At 73.1% G+C, this 21,850-nt stretch carries 14 protein-coding genes and 1 pseudogene; 6 read left to right on the top strand and 9 right to left on the bottom strand.

Annotated features, from left to right (window positions below; all coding sequences use genetic code 11):
• Positions 1–15 precede the first annotated feature (15 nt).
• Both ACZ6JS_RS16230 and ACZ6JS_RS16225 read right to left on the bottom strand, forming a co-directional pair.
• On the bottom strand, positions 16–267 hold the full coding sequence (locus ACZ6JS_RS16230; RefSeq protein ID WP_469298406.1) for an amphi-Trp domain-containing protein: 252 nt from the start codon (positions 265–267) through the stop codon (positions 16–18).
• 131 nt (positions 268–398) lie between these two features.
• Positions 399–1,724, bottom strand: coding sequence for a diacylglycerol/lipid kinase family protein (locus tag ACZ6JS_RS16225; protein ID WP_469298405.1), 1,326 nt, complete (start codon positions 1,722–1,724; stop codon positions 399–401).
• A 447-nt stretch (positions 1,725–2,171) separates the two neighbouring features.
• Here ACZ6JS_RS16225 and ACZ6JS_RS16220 point away from each other — a divergent pair, with 447 nt between their 5' ends.
• The 4 genes from ACZ6JS_RS16220 (at position 2,172) to ACZ6JS_RS16205 (ending at position 8,392) form a co-directional block, all read left to right on the top strand.
• Complete coding sequence (locus ACZ6JS_RS16220; protein WP_469298403.1) at positions 2,172–2,954, top strand: SDR family oxidoreductase; 783 nt, start codon at positions 2,172–2,174, stop codon at positions 2,952–2,954.
• Positions 2,955–2,994: 40 nt separating this feature from the next.
• Positions 2,995–5,586 carry a bifunctional FO biosynthesis protein CofGH gene (locus tag ACZ6JS_RS16215; protein WP_469298402.1) on the top strand — a complete coding sequence of 864 codons (2,592 nt, stop codon included), beginning with the start codon at positions 2,995–2,997 and terminating at the stop codon, positions 5,584–5,586.
• 747 nt (positions 5,587–6,333) lie between these two features.
• Entirely contained in the window at positions 6,334–7,437 is a 1,104-nt protein-coding gene (locus ACZ6JS_RS16210) for an ADP-ribosylglycohydrolase family protein (RefSeq protein WP_469298779.1), read from the top strand.
• Positions 7,438–7,531: 94 nt separating this feature from the next.
• Positions 7,532–8,392: a TIGR03619 family F420-dependent LLM class oxidoreductase gene (locus ACZ6JS_RS16205; RefSeq protein ID WP_469298400.1), complete on the top strand. Its 861-nt coding sequence runs from the start codon at positions 7,532–7,534 to the stop codon at positions 8,390–8,392.
• 88 nt (positions 8,393–8,480) lie between these two features.
• Here ACZ6JS_RS16205 and ACZ6JS_RS16200 read toward each other — a convergent pair whose 3' ends face one another.
• A complete protein-coding gene (locus tag ACZ6JS_RS16200) occupies positions 8,481–12,434 on the bottom strand; it encodes a hypothetical protein (protein WP_469298398.1) in 3,954 nt (1,317 codons plus the stop codon).
• Between the two features lie 66 nt (positions 12,435–12,500).
• Here ACZ6JS_RS16200 and ACZ6JS_RS16195 point away from each other — a divergent pair.
• Positions 12,501–12,641: pseudogene (locus ACZ6JS_RS16195) on the top strand (hypothetical protein); the annotation flags it as partial.
• Between the two features lie 139 nt (positions 12,642–12,780).
• On the opposite strand, the gene ACZ6JS_RS16190 reads toward ACZ6JS_RS16195, so the two are convergent.
• The 4 genes from ACZ6JS_RS16190 to ACZ6JS_RS16175 all read right to left on the bottom strand — a co-directional run bounded on the left by ACZ6JS_RS16190 (position 12,781) and on the right by ACZ6JS_RS16175 (position 16,451).
• A complete protein-coding gene (locus ACZ6JS_RS16190) occupies positions 12,781–13,398 on the bottom strand; it encodes a flavodoxin family protein (protein WP_469298397.1) in 618 nt (205 codons plus the stop codon).
• 190 nt (positions 13,399–13,588) lie between these two features.
• Positions 13,589–14,428, bottom strand: coding sequence for a bestrophin-like domain (locus ACZ6JS_RS16185; protein ID WP_469298396.1), 840 nt, complete (start codon positions 14,426–14,428; stop codon positions 13,589–13,591).
• Between the two features lie 56 nt (positions 14,429–14,484).
• Positions 14,485–14,775, bottom strand: coding sequence for a hypothetical protein (locus ACZ6JS_RS16180; RefSeq protein ID WP_469298394.1), 291 nt, complete (start codon positions 14,773–14,775; stop codon positions 14,485–14,487).
• Positions 14,776–14,891: 116 nt separating this feature from the next.
• A complete protein-coding gene (locus tag ACZ6JS_RS16175) occupies positions 14,892–16,451 on the bottom strand; it encodes an APC family permease (RefSeq protein ID WP_469298392.1) in 1,560 nt (519 codons plus the stop codon).
• 344 nt (positions 16,452–16,795) lie between these two features.
• Here ACZ6JS_RS16175 and ACZ6JS_RS16170 point away from each other — a divergent pair, with 344 nt between their 5' ends.
• Positions 16,796–17,884: a DNA alkylation repair protein gene (locus ACZ6JS_RS16170; protein ID WP_469298391.1), complete on the top strand. Its 1,089-nt coding sequence runs from the start codon at positions 16,796–16,798 to the stop codon at positions 17,882–17,884.
• A gap of 672 nt (positions 17,885–18,556) precedes the next feature.
• Here ACZ6JS_RS16170 and ACZ6JS_RS16165 read toward each other — a convergent pair.
• Positions 18,557–20,020, bottom strand: coding sequence for an aldehyde dehydrogenase family protein (locus ACZ6JS_RS16165; protein ID WP_469298389.1), 1,464 nt, complete (start codon positions 20,018–20,020; stop codon positions 18,557–18,559).
• Positions 20,017–21,756: an N-acyl-D-amino-acid deacylase family protein gene (locus tag ACZ6JS_RS16160; RefSeq protein ID WP_469298387.1), complete on the bottom strand. Its 1,740-nt coding sequence runs from the start codon at positions 21,754–21,756 to the stop codon at positions 20,017–20,019. The genes ACZ6JS_RS16165 and ACZ6JS_RS16160 overlap by 4 nt, the downstream gene beginning before the upstream one ends.
• Between the last annotated feature and the right edge of the window lie 94 nt (positions 21,757–21,850).

Genomic DNA, 21,850 nt, shown 5'->3' with positions numbered 1-21,850 from the left:
CGCCGCCCGCGGCCACTATGACGCTGCCCCGGACCGCGAGGGGGCGGTGGGCCACTTGAGCTCGATCTCCATCTCGATCTCCCCGTCGCCGACCTCGACCTCGATCTCGGTGCTGAGTTCCTCGGGGACCCGCAGGCTCATCGTCCCGGGGCCGAGTTCCAGTTCGGCGTTGCCGCCGTGCCGCAGCGCCTCCGCGAGCGCGGCGAGCTGATCGGCGGCCTCGAGGCGTGAAAGAGAACTCTTCTGCTCGAACTTGAGGTCCTTCACGGCGGTCTCCTATCCGCACGACCAGCGGGGCACCGGGGCATCGGCGTGCGGGACATACCGGGGCGCACCGGGTAAAGCTCATTGTGGCGCCGCACCGGAGGCCGGGCATCCCGGGGCCGCCCGCCTCGCCGTCACCGCAGCCGGTTGAGGGCCAGCGCGAGGACGTCGCGCCATTCCATGGGCGGACCGGCCACCGGGGCGCCGGGGCGGTCCCTCGGCACCCGTACGCGCAGGGCGCCCGGGCGGATGGAGCAGGTGACGGGCGTGGGCAGGGTCAGGGCCTCCCCGTCCACGGCGACCGGGATGCGTGCGGCCTCCGATCCGATGACGACCTGTCGCGAGGTCAGGACGTGCAGGCCCGGAGCCCGCGCGCCCCGCAGGGCGACGTCCGCCGCCTGGGCGGCGTTGTTCACCCGGATGCCGACGACGCCCAGCACGCCGAGGTCGAGGCGGGCCCGGCGGGCGCCCACCGACATCGGTTCGGGCGAGGAGTAGGGGTTGTTGCTGATCAGCAGCGCCTGCTGGGCCTCCAGACGCATCCCGTCCGTCGCCGCTTCGAGGGAGCCGCCGGAGTACCCCAGCAGCAGGTCGGGCAGTGCGTTCAGCGCCGAGTCCGCTTTGGCGTCCCGGTACTCGGGGCGCTGCACGACCTCCGCGTAGACGCCGAACGAGGCCGTGTTCACGAAGGCGCGGCCGCCCACGAAGCCCAGGTCGATCCTGAGCTCCTCCCCGTCCGCGAGCGCGTCCAGGCACCGGGCCGGATCCTCGCGGTCCAGGCCGAGGTCCATGGCGAAGTGGTTCCGGGTCCCTGCGGAGACCACCAGGAAGGGCAGGCCGTGCTCGGCCGCCACCTCGGCCACCCGGGCCTGAGTGCCGTCGCCGCCGGCCACCCCGAGCAGGTCCGCCCCCTCGGCGACCGCCCGTCGGGCGATGGCGGCGACGTCCGTGACGACCTCGGTGTCCAGCAGCACCACGCGGGCGCCGAGCGCCTCGGCCTTCTCGACGAGGCCGAAGCGGCCGACCTTCCCGCCGCCGGACTTCGGGTTCATGATCAGCACGGGGTGCCGGGGGCGGGCGGCCGCGGCCGCCCGCATGCCGGCAGGTGGCCGGGCCGCGCGCAGCGCCGTCCGCGCGCACGCCACGGCGGCCGCCCACAGCACGATGGCGGCCAGCGCCGTAGGCCACAGGTCGGCCCGGGCGTAGATGACGAGGATGGCCACCGGCGCGGCCACGGTCAGCACGGCCCCGGCCAGCCGGACCGGCCCGCGGTGGGCGACCACCCACCACGTGCCCACGGCGGTGAGCGCCGCGCCGGCCAACCCGACCGTGAGGACGATCAGCCCGCCGCCCTCGCCGGCCGCGACCAGCACCACCACCGCGCCCAGCGCGCACACCAGCGCCAGCAGGGCGAGCAGCCGGGCGCGCGGGGGCGCGCCGACGGGGTGCGAGAGCGACATGGTCCTCACGTCCTCCGACCGGGTCCCGGCGCGGCGGATCGTCCCCGCCGGATGCGTTCCCATCCGATCATCCCCCCAACACCCCCGACCGTCGACGCGGACACCCCCGCCCCCGCACCTTGGTCCTGCGACCACCGCACGGGGTGGTCGCCGGCACATGAACTCGGTGCACCCGGTCAGACGCCGTGGCCCCGTGCAGGTCACCCACGAGTGACGGCCCGGCTGTGCGGCGCCGATGCACCGCGACGCGTGTCGGCACCGCACGGATCACCCCGGACGCGCGGACGGCTTTCCGCCGTGGATCCGTCGCGGCGCAGGCGCTCGGAGGGATCGACGGCCCGGGGGCGGGGCGGGGTCCGCGGGCGGTGCGCGGGCCTTCCCAGGGGGGCGGCGAACCCCTAGCCTGACGGGTCGTCAGATATGACTGGGCCCGCCTGGAGGTACGCCGTGCTGTTGCGAGGGAAGACCGTCATCGTCTCCGGCGTCGGGGCCGGGCTCGGGCACCAGGTCGCCGCCGCCGTCGTGCGGGACGGCGGGAACGCCGTGCTCGGGGCGCGGACCGAGGCCAATCTCGCCAAGTCCGCCGCCGAGATCGACCCCGGTGGCGCCCACACCGCCCACCGGCCGACCGACATCGGCGACGAGGCGCAGTGCGAGGCCCTCGCCGCCCTCGCCGTGGAGCGGTTCGGGGGCGTCGACGCCGTTGTGCACGTGGCCGCCTGGGACTCGTACTTCGGCGGGCTGGAGGACGCCGACTTCGGCACCTGGCAGCAGATCATCGACGTCAACCTGTTGGGCACCCTGCGCATGACCCGCGCCTGCCTGCCCGCCCTCAAGGAGCGGGGCGGGTCCGTGGTCATCATCGGGACGCAGTCCGCCGTCGCCGCGCCAAACGAGGTGCAGCAGGCCGCGTACGCCGCCTCCAAGGGGGCGCTGACCTCCGCCATGTACTCCATGGCCCGCGAGTTCGGGCCGCACCGGATACGCGTCAACACCGTGCTGCCCGGCTGGATGTGGGGCCCGCCCGTCCAGGCCTTCGTCACCTTCACCGCCCACACCGAGAACGTCCCCGAGGCCGAGGTGCTCGCCCGCCTCACCGAGCGCATGGCGCTGCCCGACCTCGCCACCGACGGCGACGTCGCCGACGCCGCCGTCTTCCTCGCCTCCGACCGCGCCCGGTCGATTACCGGCCAATCACTGCTGGTCAACGCCGGTGAGCTGATGAGATGACCCACTCCACGGCCGGGACGTCGGATCGTATGCTCGCCCCATGACCACTCCGAGTGAGGCTCCGACCGAAAACGCGATGCGCCGCGCGCTGCGACGGGCCCGAGACGGCGTCGCGCTCGACGCGGCCGAGGCGGCCGTGCTCCTCCGGGCGCGCGGCGAGGCCCTGCGGGACCTCGCCGCGTCCGCCGCTCGCGTCAGGGACTCCGGGCTCGCCGCCGCCGGGCGGCCCGGCGTCATCACGTACTCGCGCAAGGTCTTCATCCCCCTCACCCGCCTCTGCCGCGACAAATGCCACTACTGCACCTTCGTCACGGTCCCCGGCAAGCTCCGCAGGAGCGGCCACGGGATGTACCTCTCCCCCGACGAGGTCCTCGACATCGCCCGCCGGGGTGCGGCGATGGGCTGCAAGGAGGCCCTCTTCACCCTCGGCGACCGCCCCGAGGACCGCTGGCCCGAGGCCCGCGAGTGGCTCGACGCGCACGGCTACGACGACACCCTCGCCTACGTCCGCGCCATGGCGATCCGGGTCCTGGAGGAGACGGGGCTGCTGCCGCACCTCAACCCCGGCGTCATGTCGTGGTCCGAGCTGCAGCGCCTCAAGCCCGTCGCCCCGTCCATGGGCATGATGCTGGAAACCACCGCCACCCGCCTGTGGTCCGAGCCCGGCGGCCCCCACCACGGCTCCCCCGACAAGGAGCCGGCCGTACGGCTGCGCGTGCTGGAGGACGCGGGACGCTCCAACGTCCCCTTCACCACCGGCGTCCTGATCGGCATCGGCGAGACCTGTGAGGAGCGGGCCGAGGCCTTCTTCGAGCTGCGCCGCATCCAGCGCAGCTACCACGGCATCCAGGAGGTCATCGTCCAGAACTTCCGCGCCAAGCCGGACACCGCCATGCGCGGCATGCCGGACGCGGAGCTGGAGGAGCTGGCCGCCGCGATCGCCGTCGCCCGCCACATCCTGGGCCCGAACGCCCGCATCCAGGCCCCGCCGAACCTGGTGGACGCCGAATACGCCCTGCTCATCGGCGCGGGCATCGACGACTGGGGCGGCGTGTCCCCGCTGACCCCCGACCACGTCAACCCCGAACGCCCCTGGCCGCACATCGAGGAGCTGGCCGCGCGGACCGCGGCCGCCGGCTTCGAGCTGCGCGAACGCCTCACCGTCTACCCGGAGTTCCTGCGGCGCGGCGAACCCTGGCTGGACCCGCGACTGCTGCCGCACGTACGGGCGCTGGCCGACGCGGAGACCGGGCTGGCCGACGAGCGGGCCGTCGTCGAGGGCCGCCCCTGGCAGGAGCCCGACGAGGGCTTCGCCGCGTACGGCGGCGCCGGCACCGGCCGTACGGACCTGCACGCCACCATCGACACGGAGGGCCGTACCGCCGACCGGCGCGAGGACTTCGACCACGTCTACGGCGACTGGGACGCGCTGCGCGAGGCCGCGGCCCCCGGCATGGTGGCCGAGCGCATCGACACCGACGTACGCGGCGCCCTCGCGCAGGCCGCCGACGACCCGACGAAGCTGACCGACGCGCAGGCGCTCGCGCTGCTGCACGCGGACGGGCCGGCCCTCGACGCCCTGTGCCGGATCGCCGACGAGCTGCGCCGGTCGACGGTGGGCGACGACGTCACCTACATCGTCACGCGGAACATCAACTTCACCAACGTCTGCTACACCGGCTGCCGTTTCTGCGCCTTCGCGCAGCGCCGCACCGACGCCGACGCCTACACGCTCTCCCTCGACCAGGTCGCCGACCGGGCCGCCCAGGCCTGGGACGTCGGCGCGGTAGAGGTGTGCATGCAGGGCGGCATCCACCCCGACCTGCCGGGGACGGCGTACTTCGACATCGCGCGGGCGGTCAAGCAGCGGGTGCCGGGCATGCACGTGCACGCCTTCTCGCCGATGGAGGTCGTCAACGGCGCGACCCGCACGGGCCTGTCCGTACGGGACTGGCTGACGGCGGCCAAGGAGGCCGGACTGGATTCGATCCCGGGGACGGCGGCGGAGATCCTGGACGACGAGGTGCGCTGGGTCCTGACGAAGGGCAAGCTGCCGACGGCGGACTGGATCGACGTCGTCACCACCGCGCACGAGCTGGGAATCCGCTCCTCGTCCACGATGATGTACGGGCACGTGGACCAGCCCCGGCACTGGCTCGGGCACTTCCGCACCCTGGCCCGGATCCAGCAGGAGACCGGTGGTTTCACGGAGTTCGTGACGCTCCCCTTCATCCACACCAACGCGCCCGTGTACCTGGCGGGCATTTCCCGGCCCGGTCCCACGGTCCGCGACAACCGCGCGGTGACGGCGATGGCCAGGATCCTGCTGCACCCGCACATCCCCAACATCCAGACGAGCTGGGTGAAGCTGGGCGCCGAGGGCGCGGCCGAGATGCTCCGCTCGGGGGCGAACGACCTCGGCGGGACGCTGATGGAGGAGACGATCTCCCGCATGGCCGGGTCGAGTTACGGCTCGTACAAGTCGGTCCGGGACCTGGTGGCGGTCGCCGAGGCGGCGGGACGTCCCGCGAAGCCCCGTACGACGCTGTACGGGGAGGTGCCCGAGGAGCGGCAGCGGGCAGCACGCGCCTCGGACGGGCATCTGCCGGAGCTGCTGCCCGTACTGGACTGAACGGGGCGGAGGGCGTCGGCGGGACACGGCTCCCCTCCCCCGCCGACCGGCGGCCGAGCGGGAGGTCCTCCTGGGGAACGTCGGAGGAACGCGGTGTGGTGAAACCGGCCGAGTCGAAGGCGTGCGGCACAACATGCCATCGGCCAGGCGCGGCCGGAACTGTTCGCATTCCGGCCGATCTCTGCTCACTTACAGACCTCTTGGCGTACCGCTTCCGGTTTCGATCGAACGTGTCCACTACAGTGCGGATTTCGCATGCGCGGCGGTGACAGGTCAGCGGGGGGCGCGGTGCCGGGGGTGGACGACGTGATCGGTAGGGACGACGACAACGGCACGACCGGTGGTCCCCGCTCGCCCTCGGGTCCTCCCCCTGCCCTCCCGAACCCCCTTCCCCCGGGATTCACCCCTGCCCCGGCACCCGCGCCCGGCCCGGCCAACCCGGCCGGGGGGCTGCACCCGGCCAACGGGGTATCGGTCCCGCCGGGCCCCGTGCCCGCGGCCGCCCCCGCCCGGACGGGAGGCCACGGGCACCCGGACACCCCGGCGGCCGGCCCGCACGTCCCCGGCCCGGCCGGCGGAACCCCGGCCCCGGCGGACAACGCCGACGCAGCCGCCCCCGGAGCAGCCCCGGCCGAAGGCCACGGACAAGCGGGCGGATCAGCAGGCCCCGGAGCCGCCAACCCGGCCGGAGGCCAAGGGCGGGGCGGCCCCGCGGAACGGACGCTCGGGCGGGGGATCGTCACCGGGCTGTGGGGGCGGATCGAGCAGCAGGACTTCCGCGGCCGGATCCGCGGCACCCTGCTCGGCGCCGCACTCGGCGACGCCCTCGGCGCGCCCCTCGCCGGCCTGTCCCTGGGCGCCATCCGCTCCGCCCACGGCCCCGACGGCCTGACCGCCCCCGCCGTCGCCGACGGCCGCCGCGGCCGGGTCACCGCAGCCACCCAGCTCACCCTCTTCACCGTGGACGGGCTGATACGGGCCCACGTACGCCGGGACACCGGCGCCTGGCACCCGCCGACCGACGTCCACCGCGCGTACCGCCGCTGGGCCGCGACCCAGCACGAGTGGGGCCCCGACGAGCGCCGCAAGGACAACGGCTGGCTCGCGCAGGAGGAGTGGCTCTACGCCCGCCGCCATCCCGACCGCGCGTGCCTGACCGGCTTCGGGGACGACGTCCTCGCCCCCCTCGACCGGCCCAAGAACCCGGCCGCCCGCGGCGCGGGCGCCGCCGCCCGCTCGGCCCCCTTCGGCCTGCTGGTGGGATGGGAACCCGCCCTCGTCCTCCAGCTCACCGTCGAGTGCGCCGCCCAGAGCCACGGCCATCCCACCGCCCACCTCTCGGCCGGCGCCCTCGCCGTCATCGTCCACGGCCTGACCCGCGGCGACTCCCTCGACGCCGCCGTCCAGCGCACCCTGGGCCTGTTGGGCGCCCGCCCCGGCCACCAGCCCGTCACCGACGCCCTCCAGCGCGCCACTTCGGCGGTCACCCGGGGCGCGCCCGGCCCCGAAGCCGTCGAAGCCCTCTCCCCCGGCCATGCCGAGCCCGACGCCTCGGACGCCCTCGCCGTGGCCGTCTACTGCGCCCTGGTCGCCGAGGACGTCGCCCACGGCCTGCGCCTCGCCGTCAACCACGGCGGCGACTCCATCGCCTCCGGCGCCCTGTGCGGGGCACTGCTCGGCGCGCTCCACGGAGAGACGGCCCTGCCTCCCGCATGGCTCGCGGAGCTCGAAGGCCGCGCCACGCTCCTGGAACTGTGCGACGACTTCGCCCTGGAGATGACCCAGGGCCCGACCCTGCACAGCCCGTCCGGCTCGTCCCCCGGCTGGTTGGCCCGCTACCCCCGCGGCTGACGCGGGTCCCCCGACCTGACGCACCCTCAACATCGTCGTCCGCAGCCCGTACCGTGGCGTTCCCACGTCCCGGCTGCCGGAGGTGCCAGCACACATGCGGATCGCCACGACCGTCTTCCTCACCGACCGCACCGTCTCCCCCGTCCGTCTCGCCCGCAGTCTGGAGGAACGCGGCTTCTCGGGCCTCTACCTCCCCGAGCACACCCACATCCCGGTCGCCCGCGAGACCCCCGCGCCGATGGGTGGCGAACTCCCGGACATGTACGGGCGCACCCTGGACCCCTTCGTCGCCCTCGGCCAGGCCGCGGCCGTCACCGCGCGGCTGCACCTGGGCACCGGCATCACCCTTGTCGCCCAGCACGATCCCATCGTCCTCGCGAAGCAGGCCGCGACCCTCGACCACCTTTCCGGCGGCCGTTTCACCCTGGGCATCGGCTACGGCTGGAACGTCGAGGAGGCAGCCGACCACGGCGTCGAGTGGCGCACCCGCCGCGATCTGGTCCGCGACCGGATGGCCCTGATGCGCGCCCTGTGGGCGCCCGAGCCGACGGCATACGTCGGCCAGTACTGCTCCGTCCGGGCCAGCAGCGCCCACCCGAAGCCCGCCCAGGCCCCGCGCGAGCTGAGCCCCGGCGCCCCCCTGCACGGCCCCCGCACCCTCATCGGCGGCGCGGCGGGCCCGAAGCTGTTCGCCGCGATCGCCGATCACGCCGACGGCTGGCTCCCGATCGGCGGCGGCGGCCTGACCGAGTCCCTCCCGGTGCTGCGGCAGGTCTGGGAGACCGCAGGACGCGACCCGAAGTCCCTCCGGGTGGTCCCGTACGCCGTACACCCCAGCCCGGGCAAGCTCGCCCACTACGCCGACCTCGGCATCGAGGAGGTCGTGCTCCAGCTTCCCTCGGCCCCCGAGCCGGAGATCCTGCGCGCCCTGGACGACTTCGCCCAGTACCTCTGACCTCTCGGCCCACCCGGTGCCTGTACAGCGGCGGGGCCCGCCCGATCATGCGATCGGACGGGCCCGGTGCTCACTTTGCCGCGCGTCCTCAGGACGTGAAGTATCCGTTCAGGTCGGCGATCACGTGGGCGGAGCCAGAGTTGTTGAAGAACGTCACCCGACCGTCCACGACAGGGACGACCACCAGGTTGGAAACGGTCTGCCCGGCCGTGTAGTTGAGGTTCGACACGCCCGGACGTCCGGTGCCGTGCGGGTGGACGATCAGGTGGCCCGCGTCGGTCGGTCCGGTGACGGTGACGTTCAGGACCACCGCGGTCACTCCGGTGAGCGGCACGCCCTCGACCCCGGCCACCTGCAGGCTGACGATGCTGCCCCCGCCGACGGCTCCGGCGCGGGCGCCGGTGCCGTCGCGGGTGTCGAGCAGCCTGACCGGCGCGCCGGCCGAGAAGGCCGACCCCTCGGCCGCGTAGTAGCCGGTGACGTCGGCGATCAGGTCCACCGACCCGGAGTTGTTGCGCAGGTCCACCTTGCCGTTCACCACGGGCACCGTCACCAGGTTGGGGACGATCTGCCCGGGAGTGAAGTTGAGGTTCGACACGCCCGGCGCCGCCTGCCCGTTCGGGTAGACCGTCACATGGCCTGCCTCGGTCGGCTGGACCGCGGTCACGTTCATCACCACGGCCGTCACCCCGCTCGCCGGGATGCCCTTCACACCGGCCACCTGCAGGGTGACGACCCCGCCCGGACCGACCCGCTGCTTCGCCGCACCCGTGCCGTCACGGGTGTCCAGGAACCGGGCGGGGGTGACCGGGTTCAGCGCGGAGCCCGCGCCGGCCTGGCCGGTGTAGTAGCCGGTGACATCGGCGATCAGGTCCACCGACCCGGCGTTGTTGCGAAGGTCGACCTTCCCGTTCACGACCGGCACCGTCACCAGGTTCGGCACGATCTGCCCGGGTGCGAAGTTCAGGTTCGACACCTTGGGCGTGGGCTGCCCGTTCGGGTAGACCATCACGTGCCCGGCCTCGGTCGGCTGGACCGCGGTCACGTTCATCACCACGGCCGTCACCCCGCTCGCCGGGATGCCCTTCACACCGGCCACCTGCAGGGTGACGACCCCGCCCGGACCGACCCGCTGCTTCGCCGCACCCGTGCCGTCGCGGGTGTCCAGGAACCGCAACGGACCGTGCGGCACGAACCGGCTCTTGACGGCCGCCGTCGGCGCCGTCACCGTGTACGCCTTGGTGATCCTGTGCCCGATGAAGGGCCCGACGTCGTACAGGCCCGGCTGCAGGCCGGTCGTGTCGACCAGCACCTTCATCGATGTCCCGTCCGGGCTCACCGACAGCGGCTTCAGGTAGGGGCCCTGTTCGTATTGCGTACCGCTGGGCATGAGCATCAACTCCATGCCGAGGGTGAGGTTCTGCCCGTGGACGACCGCCTGATTCCACGTTCCGGCGGGACCGGTGGCAGGGCTGATCCCGGACACCCACGGGCTGGGCTGCTGCCCGGTGCATCCCGTGACGCAGGATCCGTTCATGGTGAACTCCACCGGCGGTGCAGCCCTGCCGGAGCTCAGCATCAGGACGGCCTGGCCGGCCTGCGCGTCGCTCTCGGCGGAGCACAGGCCGTACCCGTCGCACCCGTACTTGGAGGTGGTGCCGGTGCCCTCCCATACGCCGGGGCCCAGCAGACTCCGCTCGGGAGTGGCCGCGACGGCCAGGTCGTTGGACGTGAACTGCCCGCCGACGCCGAAGCTCTGCGAAGGCTTCATGTCCATGACCGCGCAGTACGCGGTGGAGGCCTGCGTGAGCACCCCGCTGCGATACGGGAAGCCCGCCACCGAGATCCGGTTCGCGGTGCACTCCGGGACCCACCCCGTGGACGTGGCGACCTTCCAGGTGTCCACGTCGGCGTGGATCGGCTTGCCCGCGTAGTCCGTGGTGTGGACGATCGCGACGTACGACGTGGATCCGGCGACCCGGCAGGCCGCGGTGTACTGCCGGCACCTGAAGAGGCCACCGGCGTCGACCACCTGCAGCGTCGCCGAGGGGGCGTCCTTGCCGCCGGCCGTGCGGGCTCCCAGCCAGAACTTGTCGGTGGCCGCGCCGCTCACCCGCACGCACCGCGCGTCGAGCGCCGAGGTCAGGTCGAAGGACGCGGCCTGGCCGCCGACCTTCGTGGACACCGGGGCGGTGCAGTTCGCCGTGGCCGAGATGTCACGCCGGGCCAGCTTGTAGGTGTCCGCGGTCTGTCCGACCAGCATGACGGTGTACGGGGTACCGGACGCGAGGGGGCACGTCAGGACGGAGCCGCCGATGCAGGCGACGTTGCCTGCGGGGTCGGCGGCGTAGAAGGTCGCCGACCCCCGGTTGAAGGGGGCGGAGTAGGCCAGCACCTCGGCGGTCGCATGCTTGTCGGCCGGCAGGCTCAGGCAGGTCTGCAGTCCGCCCGAGGTCAGCGACGCCTGTGCGCCCACCGATCCGTCGAAGCCGGTCTGCGGCCAGGCCGCGCATCCCGCGGCCTCGCCGGTCCGGTGGACCGCCAGCGCGTACGCCTTCGACGGCGTGCCGGTCAGGACGGCCCGGAAGGGCGCGGTACCGGTCAGCTTGCAGACGGGGTGGTAGCCGGAGTACTCGCACTGCTTGAGGCCGGACGCGTCGTACACCACGGCGCCTGCGGCCTGCCCGCCGGCGGGCGTCCGGTCGAGCAGGTACACGCCCTTTCCGGAGGCGGTCGGCAGGGTGAGGCACAGCTTCTGCCCGGGTCCGCCGAAGGTGCCGGTCGCCGGCCCGGCGACGAGCCCGTTGTCGTGGGTGGCGGTGCAGCCCCGGGTCTCCTTGGCGGAGTGGAAGGCCATGCCGAAGGCGGCGGGCGCCTCCGGCTTCGGAGTGGCCGCCCACGTGTGGTCGCCGGCGGGCAGATCGCATCCGCCGTACTGGCAGGAACCGGGCATCGCGACGCCGGCCGCGTTGAACAGCGTGCCGGCGGGGGCGGGACCGGACGCCACCGGACCGAAGGAGTGCCAGGCGGGCTGTGCGACTCGGAGGGTGCGGCATCGCACCGTGGAGCTCAGGTCCGGGGAGACCCCGAACGCCTGCGGATCCACCACCGCGCAGCCCTCAGGCTTCGACAGACGCGCCAGGGTGACGTCGTAGGCCGCCTGGCCCGCCCCGAGGGCGCTGAGCGCCGTCATGCGGAACGGTGCGGTTCCGGCGAGCTTGCAGTCGAGGGCGACGCTCCCCGTGTCCTGCCAGTCGCGCACGCCGGCGCAGATCTGCTTGCCGGTCGCGTCGTGGACGATGTGGTGGATGTCCTTGGAGGACGAGTAGGTGCGGAGCACGTCGTTCGCGACCAGGTCCAGCGCGTAGCAGTCACCTGCCGAGCCGGCCGGCAGGGAGCCCTGGAAGATTTTGGGGGCGCCGAGGGTGCGGTCCGCGGGAGCGACCGTCGTGCACGTGGTGGAGGAGACCAGCGGCAGGTACGACGCCCAGACCTGGGTCTGCGAGCCGGTGCCGTTCTCCACCTTCATGGTGTAGGTGCCCGCCTGGGCGGCGGGGCAGCGGACCGCTCCGTACGCGTAGTCGGCCGATCCCAGCACGTGCTCACACGTGACGGTGGCGCCCGTGGGCGACACCAGCTCGGGCCGGATGATCCCGGGCGACGTGACGACCTGCAGGACGACCACGTCCGGCGCGGCCAGTGTGATCGAGAGGGAGGCCGTCGTGTTCGGCTCCACCGCGCAGGTGACGATCGTGCTCGGCTGCAGGGCCGCCGGGCAGGCGCCGCCCGCCTGGCCGCTCTGCTGCAGCGAGCGCACGACGGCTTCGCGGTCGCCCACCGGATCGCTCTTCGGCGCGGGTGCGGCCTCGGGGCCGGCCTCGGGAGCGGCTCCGGCGGCAGCGCCTGCCTGCGGTGAGGCGGTCGCGGCGGGCGGTGCCGCCGCGGCGGCGGGTCCGGTCTGGCCGGCGAACGATGCCAGTACGGAGAGCAGCAGGGCTCCGGACGCGACCGCGGACCTGCCTCTCCCCGGTCTCTCGCGCATGCTTCTGCCCATAGGCAGCAATCTCATGGAGCCCCCAGCTCAGCAGGTCCGTCCTGTGTCCCTCACATGACGGGCAGGCGGAGCTTATATGCCCACTACATGACTGCCGCAGGGGGTGGGCCCCGCCGGGGCAGCTCCGCCCGGATGCCTCCGACTCCGAAGTACAAGAGCAGTTGCAGCAGCGGCGACGGCGACGACTGCGTCGAGGTCGCCGCCTGCCCCGGCGCCGTGCACGTCCGGGACCGGCGAGGTGACGGCCGGCCCGGAGCCGGCCGTCACGCGGGACGTCTGGACCGCGTTCCCGGGCGGCGTCGCCGCCACCCGCCGAACGGCGGCGCGACCACGCCTACCGCTCCCCCGCCCCCTCCTCGCCGGGGAACCGGGCGAGCGGGGCCTCGCGCTCGAAGAAGGTCTTGGCACGGGTCATGGCGCGCTCGTCGCCGCGCACCTGGCCGGGCCGGGAGCCGTTGCCGAGCAGGACTCCGCCGAAGCGCATACCCAGGTAGGCCGCCGAGTGGTTGAGGGCGGTGATCAGCCCGTCGGCGCGGACCTCGTCCTCCTCTGACATCGCCGTGACGCCCCACAGGGTGCGGCCGGCCATCCGCTTCTTGAAGTCCAGGCCGGGGACGCCCAGCCAGCCGGACCAGTAGTCGAGGTAGCGCTTGGTGTTCGCGGAGACCGTGTACCAGTACAGAGGCGAGGCGATGACGATGTCGGTGGCCTCCAGCGTGAGCCGGCGCAGCTCCTCCTCGCGCTCGCCCACCGGCCACGTTCCGTCCTCGTGCCGGCCGTCCTGGAAGTCGGGCAGCGGGTCCTTGGCCAGGTCGACCCAGCGCTGCGCAATGCCCGCGGGAAGCTGTTCGGCGGCCGCTCGGGCCAGGAGTTCGGTGTTGCCCTCCGGCCGGGAGCTGCCGAGGACGAAGAGGAAGGAACGGTCGGCGTCATGGAGTGTGTCGGTCGTCATGTGGCGTGCAACTCACCCTGCTTGCGGACCCATTCCGTCCGCAAGCGGGGGCGGCCGCGCCGGGAAAGCGCAATCCCCCAGCATGGGGTCGCCGTCATCGTGCGGCGGCCCGGTCGACACGGCGGGACCCGGGTCGCCGTCCACAACCCGTACGGGGACCAGTGAGGGTGACCGTCGCCGACCCCGAGGGCTACCGGCTGGTGCTCTGCTCCCGCACCTGGGGCTGATCGGCCGGGGCGTCGGCCGCCCAGAACTGCGCCAGGACCGCCTCCTTGTACGGCGCCGGGCTCACGCTCAGGTCCCCGGCGAAGGGCCGGTCCAGGGCCACGACCAGCAGCAGGCTGAAGCCGATCAGTCCGGCCACCGCCGACACGAAGAGCAGCTGCATCTTCAGGCTGCGCAGTCCGAAGAGGAAGGTGAGCGGGACGATCACGAACGCGCCGCCGTACACGAGCACCTGGAGCAGGACCGGCAGCGAGGTCTCGGCCATCGTGATCCTGGCGCGGCGCTGCGAGTTGAGGTCGTTGAGGCGGGCGACCGCTTCCGCGTAGAAGGTCTCGGCGCGCGGACCCTGCGGCTCGTAGGCCAGGAGGGCCCGGTACAGGCCGTGCGTCTGCGCGCCGGTCGCCCCGTAGCTCGGCCGGCCCTCCCGCATCAGGGGCCACTGCACCTCGACGACGGCGTGGGAGTAGGCGCCGACGGCCGTGTGCACGCGCGCGCGGTCGGCCGCGGGGAAGGCGTCGGCGCTGCGGACGACGGCGGCCAGGTCGGCGGCCTCGGCGGCGACGATGTTCTGGGTGTTCTCCCGCTGCGTCCACAGGGTCACGACGACGAAGGCGAGGATGATGCCGTAGATCGCGCCGAACATGCCGAGTGCGACGCCGACCATCTCGTTGTGCTCGCCCTGGGCGAGGTGCGGGAAGCGGCGGCGGGCGGCCGCGCTCCCGGCCGCGGCGAGGCCGGTGAGGCCGCCCACGAGCAGGACGGCGATGACGAAGGTGCTGACGTGGTTGAGCAGCCAGAGGATCATGCGCTGCTCAACGAACTCCTCCGGCCGCCGTACCGCTGCCCGTGCGGGCGCCGGGCTCAGCCGACCTTCGGTGTCTTCGGCAGGCCGGCGTCCAGGGCCGTCCCGGCGCCCGAGAGGGAGCTGTCGGTCGCCTTCGAGGCGGAGCCCACCGCACCCGTGGTGACGCCGACCGCCGTCTTCGCGTCCTGGACGGTCTGCGCGGGGTGGTCGGCGATGTCGACGACGCGGCCGACGAGCGGCGCCGCACCGGAGGGCTCGTCGGCGGCGTGCGCGGCGCCGGGAACGAGTGCGAGGGCGGCGCCGCCGGACAGGACCAGGGCGGCAAGGGTGCGCTTCATGGCAGTCATGCCCGGCCCAACGACCTCCCGCACCCGAGGTCACCGCCGGGAACGCCGGCGGCCCCGGATCGGGGGGATCGATCCGGGGCCGCGGGGATGACTCGGCGGGGCGTTGCGGCGGGGTGTCAGTCCTCGACCACCAGGGACGGGGTGGACTTGGTCAGGACCTCGCCGCGGAAGAAGGCGGGGCTGCGGCGCTCGGTGACGAACATGATCACCAGGCCGAGGGCCAGCAGGCCGACGCCGATGATGAAGACGCTGCCGACGCCGAGAACGGTGGAACCGGATCCGTAGGCCGGGTCCCACATGTCGAAGAGGGTCTTGCAGAAGACCGCGGCCAGCAGCAGTCCGCCCAGGACCGGGAGGACGCCCTTGAAGAGCAGGTCGCGGGAGGAGCGGCGCAGTTCGGCGCGGAAGTACCAGGCGCAGGCGAACGCGGTCAGCGAGTAGTAGAAGCAGATCATCAGGCCGAGCGCGAAGATCGTGTCGGTCAGGACGTTCTCGCTGACCAGGGTCATCACCGTGTAGAAGAGACCGGTGGCGGCGCCCGCCATGACGGTGGCGCGGCCCGGGGTCTTGAACTTGGGGTGGACCTTGGCGTACGAGGGCGGCAGCGCCTCGTACGTCGACATGGCGAGGACCGTGCGGGCCACCGGGATGAAGGTGGTCTGCAGGGAGGCCGCGGCCGAGGCCAGGACTGCGATGAACAGCAGGATGCCGAGGACCGGCCCCATCACCGGGCCGGCGAGGGCCGCGAAGACGTTGTCGGAGGTCTCCTCGTTGGCGAGGCCGAGGCCTTCGCCGCCGGAGCCGACGGCCATCTGGGCGGCGACGCCGGTGGCGAGGTAGGAGCCGACCAGGACGACCATGGCGATGAGCGAGGCGCGGCCGGGGGTCTTCGTGGAGCCGGTGGTCTCCTCGTTGGTGGCCAGACACGCGTCCCAGCCCCAGTACATGAAGATCGAGAGCGAAAGTCCGGCGGTGAAGGCCGCCATGGACTCGACCGCGAAGGGGTTCATCCAGGACCAGGAGAAGTCCAGACCGGTGTCGAAGGTGCCGGCGGAGGCCTTCTGGAAGGCCATCGCGACGAAGACGGCGAGCACGACCAGCTGGAGGCCGACCAGGGCGTACTGGACGCCCTTGGTGGCGGTCATGCCGCGGTAGCTGATGGCGGTCGCGACGGCGATCAGAATCAGGCAGGTGGCGATGTGGACGAGCTTGTTGTCGTCGAGGGCGGCGATCGACGGATTGTTCGTGACCTCGCCGGCCAGCAGCCAGAAGTAGGAGGTCGCGACGCCCGCCAGGTTGGAGAGCACGATGATCGTGGCGATCACCAGGCCCCAGCCGCACATCCAGCCGATCCGCGGGCCGAAGGCCTTGACGGTCCAGGTGAAGGAGGTGCCGCAGTCCGGCATGGCCTTGTTGAGCTCGCGGTACGCGAAGGCGACCAGGAGCATCGGGAGGAAGCCGGCGAGGAAGATCGCGGGCATTTGCATGCCGACCTCGCCGGCGGTGGAGCCGAGGGTCGAGGTCAGGCAGTAGACGGGGGCGACCGTGGAGATGCCGATGACGGCGCTGCCCACGAGCCCTACGGAGCCCTTGCCGAGGCCCTTGCCGCGGACATCGCCCTCGGCGACGCCGCTTACCGTGTCTCCGGCCTGAGGCCGAACGTCCAGCTGAGTCATGGGTCAGGACGTTAGATGGTGCGTTTTCCACATCCGGAGGATCGAAGTCCGGATGGAAGCATCCCGCGACGCCTTGGAATCCCGAGGTCGAGACAGTTCGCGGGCACTTAATACAAGGTTCACTCAGGATTCGAGCCGCGATTCAACAGGCCCGGCCAGGAGTCTTTCAGGATGCGGAAACCGCAGGCATGTCCGATTTGCACTTTTTCAAAGTTTCCCTCGTGACTTTGCGGTGACCACCGGTAACGGGATATGAGGGTCGACCTGCCGCGCGCGTCAACCGTGCCCGCGGGCGCCGTCCGCCCAGAAGACCCGCCGGGTGCGCGATCCGCGACACTGTCCCCATGCCCACGGCCGATGAGCTCCTCAGCGCGGACACCGTCACCACCCTTGCGGGCCTGCTGGCCCGGGCCGGCGGGCGCCGGTCCGCGCCCGCCCTGACCGCCCGCGCCGCCGCCCTGGACGGGTTGTCGTACAGCGGGCGGGTCGCCGCGGTCCGCGACGCCGTGCTGGCCGACCTCCCCGAGGACTGGCCCGGCTTCGAGGCCGTCGTCCGCACGGCCCTGGCCGAGCCCGGCTTCGAGGGGTGGATGACCTTCCCCGTCAACGAGGCCGTCGCCGTCCGCGGGCTGGAGGTGTTCGAGCCCGGACTGGAGCTGCTGCACGACCTCACCTCCCGGCTGACCGCCGAATCCGCGGTGCGGCCCTTCCTGCGCGCCGACCCGGACCGGGCCCTGGCCGTCGTACGCAAGTGGACGGACGACCCGGACCCGCACGTGCGGCGCCTCGCCAGCGAGGGCACGCGGCCCCGGCTGCCGTGGGCCCCGCAGCTCCCCGCCTTCGTCGCCGACCCGCGCCCCGCCCTGCCGGTGCTGGACGCCCTCTACCTCGACACGTCCGAGTACGTCCGCCGCTCCGTCTCCAACCACCTCAACGACATCAGCCGGGACCATCCCCTCCTCGCCGTGGAGACCGCGGCCCGCTGGCTGGCCGAGCCCGCCGACACCACGGACCGCGTCGTACGGCACGGACTGCGCACCCTGGTCAAGGCCGGCCGGCCCGAGGCGCTGACCCTCCTCGGGCACGCCCCGGACGTACCGGTCACGGTGCACGGGCCGGTGGTGACCACGGCGCGCGTGGCCGTCGGGGAGTACCTCGTCTTCGACTACGCCGTCACCAACACCGGCGAGCTCCCGGCCGAGCTCGTCATCGACTACGTCGTGCACCACACGAAGGCGAACGGCACCCGCACCCCGAAGGTCTTCAAGCTCGTCACCCGTCCGCTGGCCCCCGGCGAGACCCTGGCCGGCACCAGGCGGCATTCCTTCAAGCCGATCACCACCCGCCGCTACCACTCCGGCGAGCACCTGGTGCAGCTACAGGTCAACGGCCGGGTCCGCGGCGAGGCCGTCTTCTCGCTGGACGCCGGATGATCACTGCGGCATGCTGCCGGGCATGACCTACGGAATCGAGTCCCACCCCGCCCGGTGAGCGCCCGGGCCCTGCTGCTCCCGCCGACGGACGCTCCGACGGACCGTCCGCCCGCGCCGTGGCCCGTGCCCGTCGCCCGGCTCTCCGAAGTCGTCCGGCTCGACGGCGTGCAGGGGCCACAACCCACGGCCCTGCGGTTCGACGCCGCCGCGTACGACGCAGAGATCACCCGGGCCGTACGGGACCGGGAGTGGGAGTGGCGGGCCCACACCACCGCCCTGTTCATCGCCCGGGTCTGCGGGACAGGCCCGAGGTGTCGGCCGCATGGGACTGCGGCGACGTCGAGGCGCACCCCGCCCGGGACGATCCCGGTACGGTCGTGGTCTCGTTCCTCCACGGACGCGGCCTCGGTTCCGGACGCAGGTCCCGAACGGACCGCGGCTGTACTTCGAGTGGCTCGTCCCGGACGACGGCTCCTCGCCGCAGGCGCAGGCGGACGCGGCGATCCGGCGGCTCGCGGCCGGCGATCCCCGCTTCTCGCGGACCTGCGCCATGCCCGGCGGGAGGACGCCGAAGCCCTCGGCTTCCCCTGGCCGGAAGGGGAAGAGGGGTAGCGGTGCGGGCGGGCCCTTCCGGGGGCCCGCCCGCGGTCCGCACCGTCCGTGCCGGGCGGGCTACGCCGTCCAGACGATCGACTGGATCTCGCTGTAGGCGTGCAGGGCGTACGAGCCGACGTCGCGGCCCACGCCGCTGCGTTTGAAGCCGCCGAACGGGGCCTCCATGTTGCGGCCGACGGTGTTCACGCCGACCCCGCCCGCGCGCAGCCGCCGCGCCATGCGGAAGGCGCGCGCCGTGTCCCCGGACCACACGTAGCTCAGCAGGCCGAAGTCGCTGTCGTTGACCAGCCGGACCGCTTCGTCCTCGTCGCCGTCGAAGGGGACGACCACGACGACCGGGCCGAAGATCTCCTCGCGGACCACCCGCATGTCGTTCGTGCAGTCCACGAGCAGGGTCGGGGCGACGTAGAAGCCCCGCCCGTCCCCGACCACGGGGCGTTCGCCGCCGTGCACGATCCGGGCGCCCTCCTTCCTCCCCAGCTCGATGTACGACTCCACGCGGTCGCGGTGCGCCGCCGAGATGACCGGGCCGACCACCGTCCCGGCCGCCGCCGGGTCGCCGACCTTCATGAAGGCCAGGTAGCCGGTGAGCTTCTCGACCAGCTGCTCGTAGACCGACCGGTGGACGATCACGCGGGTCGGGGCGGTGCAGATCTGGCCGGAGTAGAAGGAGAAGGTGGTGCCGATGCCCATCACCGCGGCGTCCAGATCGGCGTCGTCCATGACGACGGCCGCGCCCTTGCCGCCGAGTTCCATCAGCTGCCGCTTCATCGTGCGGCCGCAGACCTCCGCGATGCGCTGTCCGACGCCGGTGGAGCCGGTGAAGGACACCATGTCCACGTAGGGGGAGTCCACGGCGGCCTCGCCGACCTCCACCGACTGCCCGCCGACCACGTTGACGACGCCCGCCGGGGCCCCGGCCTCGTGCAGCGCCTGCGCCATCTTGAAGACGGACAGGGGGTCCTGCGGGGCGGGCTTGACGACGACCGTGTTGCCCATGGCCAGGGCGGGGGCCACCTTGCCCGCCGGGTTCGCCCACGGGTTGTTGTAGGAGGTGATGCAGGTGACCACACCGACCGGCTGCCGGACCTCCAGCGCGCCCAGGATGCTTGCCCTGCCCATCGGGCCGGCCTCCGTGACCTGGGGTGGCAGCCCCTTCTCGACGGCCTCCAGGGCGCCCTTGGCGTACCTGCGGAAGCGGGCCACGCCGACGCCGACCTGCATGCCCCGTGCGATGCCGGTCGGGGCGCCGGTCTCCGCCTGCGCGAGGGCCGTCCACGGCTCGAACTCGCGCTGCATGATGTCCGCGGCCCGGTCGAGGATCGCCGCCCGTGCCTGCGGCGTCGTGCGCGACCAGCTCTCGAAGGCCTCGGCCGCGGCGCGGGCCGCGTCCGCGACCTGTGCGCGCGAGGCCTCGGGGGCGAGACCGACCACCGACTCGTCGGCCGGGTTGACCACGTCGTAGTGGCCGCCGGCAGGCTCCACCCACTCGCCGCCGATGTAGAGGGGTTGTGCGTTCAACGGGTGCTCACCGTCCTCGTGTCCCGGCCCGACCTGAGCACGATGCCGGGGACGGCCCCGGTGACCTCGTCGTCGCGGACGGTCTCCACGCCGTTGACGCGCACCGAGACGATGCCGATGGCCCGCGCGTCCAGGCGGGGGCTGTCGCCGGGCAGGTCGTGGACGAGGGTGGCCGGGCCCGCCTCGATCCGTTCGGGGTCGAAGAGGACCAGGTCGGCGTGGTAGCCCTCGGCGAGGCGGCCGCGCTCGCGCAGCCCGAACAGCCGGGCCGGGTCGTCCGTGAGCATCCGTACCGCCTCCTCCAGCGGCACGAGCCTGCGGCCGCGCAGGCAGTCGCCGAGGAAGCGGGTCGTGTACGGGGCGCCGCACATCCGGTCCAGGTGGGCACCGGCGTCGGACCCGCCGAGCATGACGTCCTCGTGCTGCCAGGTCTCGGCGCGCAGCGCCCAGCTCGCCGGGTCGTTGTCGGTGGGCATCGGCCAGAGCACGGTGCGCAGGTCGTCGTTGGCGCAGATCTCCACCAGGCACTGGAAGGGGTCCTGGCCGCGTTCGGCCGCGATGTCGCCCACGACCCGCCCCGAAAGGCCCTCGTTCTCCTTGCTGTAGGTGTCGCCGATGACGTAGCGGCCGAAGTGGGCGAGGCGCCGGAAGACGCCGGCCTCCTTGCTGTCGGCGCGGCGCAGCATCTCGGCGCGTACGCCCGGGTCGCGGAGCCTGGCGATCCGCTCGGGGACGGGCAGGCCGAGGACCTCGCCCCAGCCGGGGATGAGGTTCAGCGCGCAGAAGGTGCCGAGCGACATGTTCATGGGGGTGAGGATCGGCATCGTGAGCGCGACGACGCGGCCGCCGGCCTTGCGGGCGCGCTCGCTGGGGATCAGCTGGCGCGGGACCCGTTCGGGGACGGCGGCGTCGATGGTGAGGACGTTCCAGTTCAGGGGCCTTCCGGCGGCGGCGCTCATGTCGACGAAGAGGTCGATCTCCTCGTCGGAGAACTGGTCGAGGCAGCCGGCGACGATCGCTTCGAGCTGGGTGCCCTCGTGTTCGGCGACGGCGCGGGAGAGCGCGAGGAGCTCGGCGGGCCGTGCGTGCCGGGACGCGACGGGGGCGCCCGTGCCGTCGGAGTGGGTGGAGGACTGAGTGGTGGACAGGCCCCAGGCGCCGGCGTTCATGGCGTCGTGGAAGAGGTCGAGCATCTGCTGCATCTGCTCGGGGGTGGGCTGTCCGCCCACGGCGTCCTCGCCCATGACGTGGCGGCGCAGGGCGCAGTGCCCGACCATGAAGCCGGCGTTGACGGCGATACGGCCCTCCAGGGCGTCGAGGTACTCGCCGAACGTGGACCAGGTCCAGTCGACGCCCTCCTCGAGGGCCTTGAGGGCCATGCCCTCGACCTTGCTCATCATGCGGCGGGTGTAGTCGGCGTCCTCGGGGCGGGCCGGGTTGAGCGGGGCGAGGGTGAAGCCGCAGTTGCCGCCGGCGACGGTGGTGACGCCGTGGTTCATGGAGGGCGTGGCGTACGGGTCCCAGAAGAGCTGGGCGTCGTAGTGCGTGTGCGGGTCGACGAAGCCGGGGGTGAGGACGAGGCCGGTGGCGTCCTCGCTGGTGCGGGCTTCTTCGGCGACGGTGCCGGGTTCGGCGATGACGGCGATACGGCCGTCGCGTATGCCGAGGTCTGCGACGCGGGCGGGGGCGCCGGTGCCGTCCACGACGGTCGCGCCCTTGATCAGGTGGTCGAGCATGACGTCCCTTCTGCGATGTCCAGCCCCGCCGGCGTTCGAGGCGCGGGGGTGCGGGGGTGCGGGGGCGGCGCCCCTGCATGCCCCGGCCGGAGGC

The organism is Streptomyces sp. NPDC046349, from assembly GCF_055587885.1.
This window is presented reverse-complemented; position numbering and strand designations above follow the sequence as displayed.

Coding starts and splice junctions, on each gene's coding strand:
- ACZ6JS_RS16225 (WP_469298405.1), bottom strand. CDS start 1,724: ATGTCGCTCTCGCACCCCGTCGGCGCGCCCCCGCGCGCCCGGCTGCTC.
- ACZ6JS_RS16215 (WP_469298402.1), top strand. CDS start 2,995: ATGACCACTCCGAGTGAGGCTCCGACCGAAAACGCGATGCGCCGCGCG.
- ACZ6JS_RS16205 (WP_469298400.1), top strand. CDS start 7,532: ATGCGGATCGCCACGACCGTCTTCCTCACCGACCGCACCGTCTCCCCC.
- ACZ6JS_RS16200 (WP_469298398.1), bottom strand. CDS start 12,434: ATGCGCGAGAGACCGGGGAGAGGCAGGTCCGCGGTCGCGTCCGGAGCC.
- ACZ6JS_RS16190 (WP_469298397.1), bottom strand. CDS start 13,398: ATGACGACCGACACACTCCATGACGCCGACCGTTCCTTCCTCTTCGTC.
- ACZ6JS_RS16185 (WP_469298396.1), bottom strand. CDS start 14,428: ATGATCCTCTGGCTGCTCAACCACGTCAGCACCTTCGTCATCGCCGTC.
- ACZ6JS_RS16180 (WP_469298394.1), bottom strand. CDS start 14,775: ATGACTGCCATGAAGCGCACCCTTGCCGCCCTGGTCCTGTCCGGCGGC.
- ACZ6JS_RS16175 (WP_469298392.1), bottom strand. CDS start 16,451: ATGACTCAGCTGGACGTTCGGCCTCAGGCCGGAGACACGGTAAGCGGC.
- ACZ6JS_RS16170 (WP_469298391.1), top strand. CDS start 16,796: ATGCCCACGGCCGATGAGCTCCTCAGCGCGGACACCGTCACCACCCTT.
- ACZ6JS_RS16160 (WP_469298387.1), bottom strand. CDS start 21,756: ATGCTCGACCACCTGATCAAGGGCGCGACCGTCGTGGACGGCACCGGC.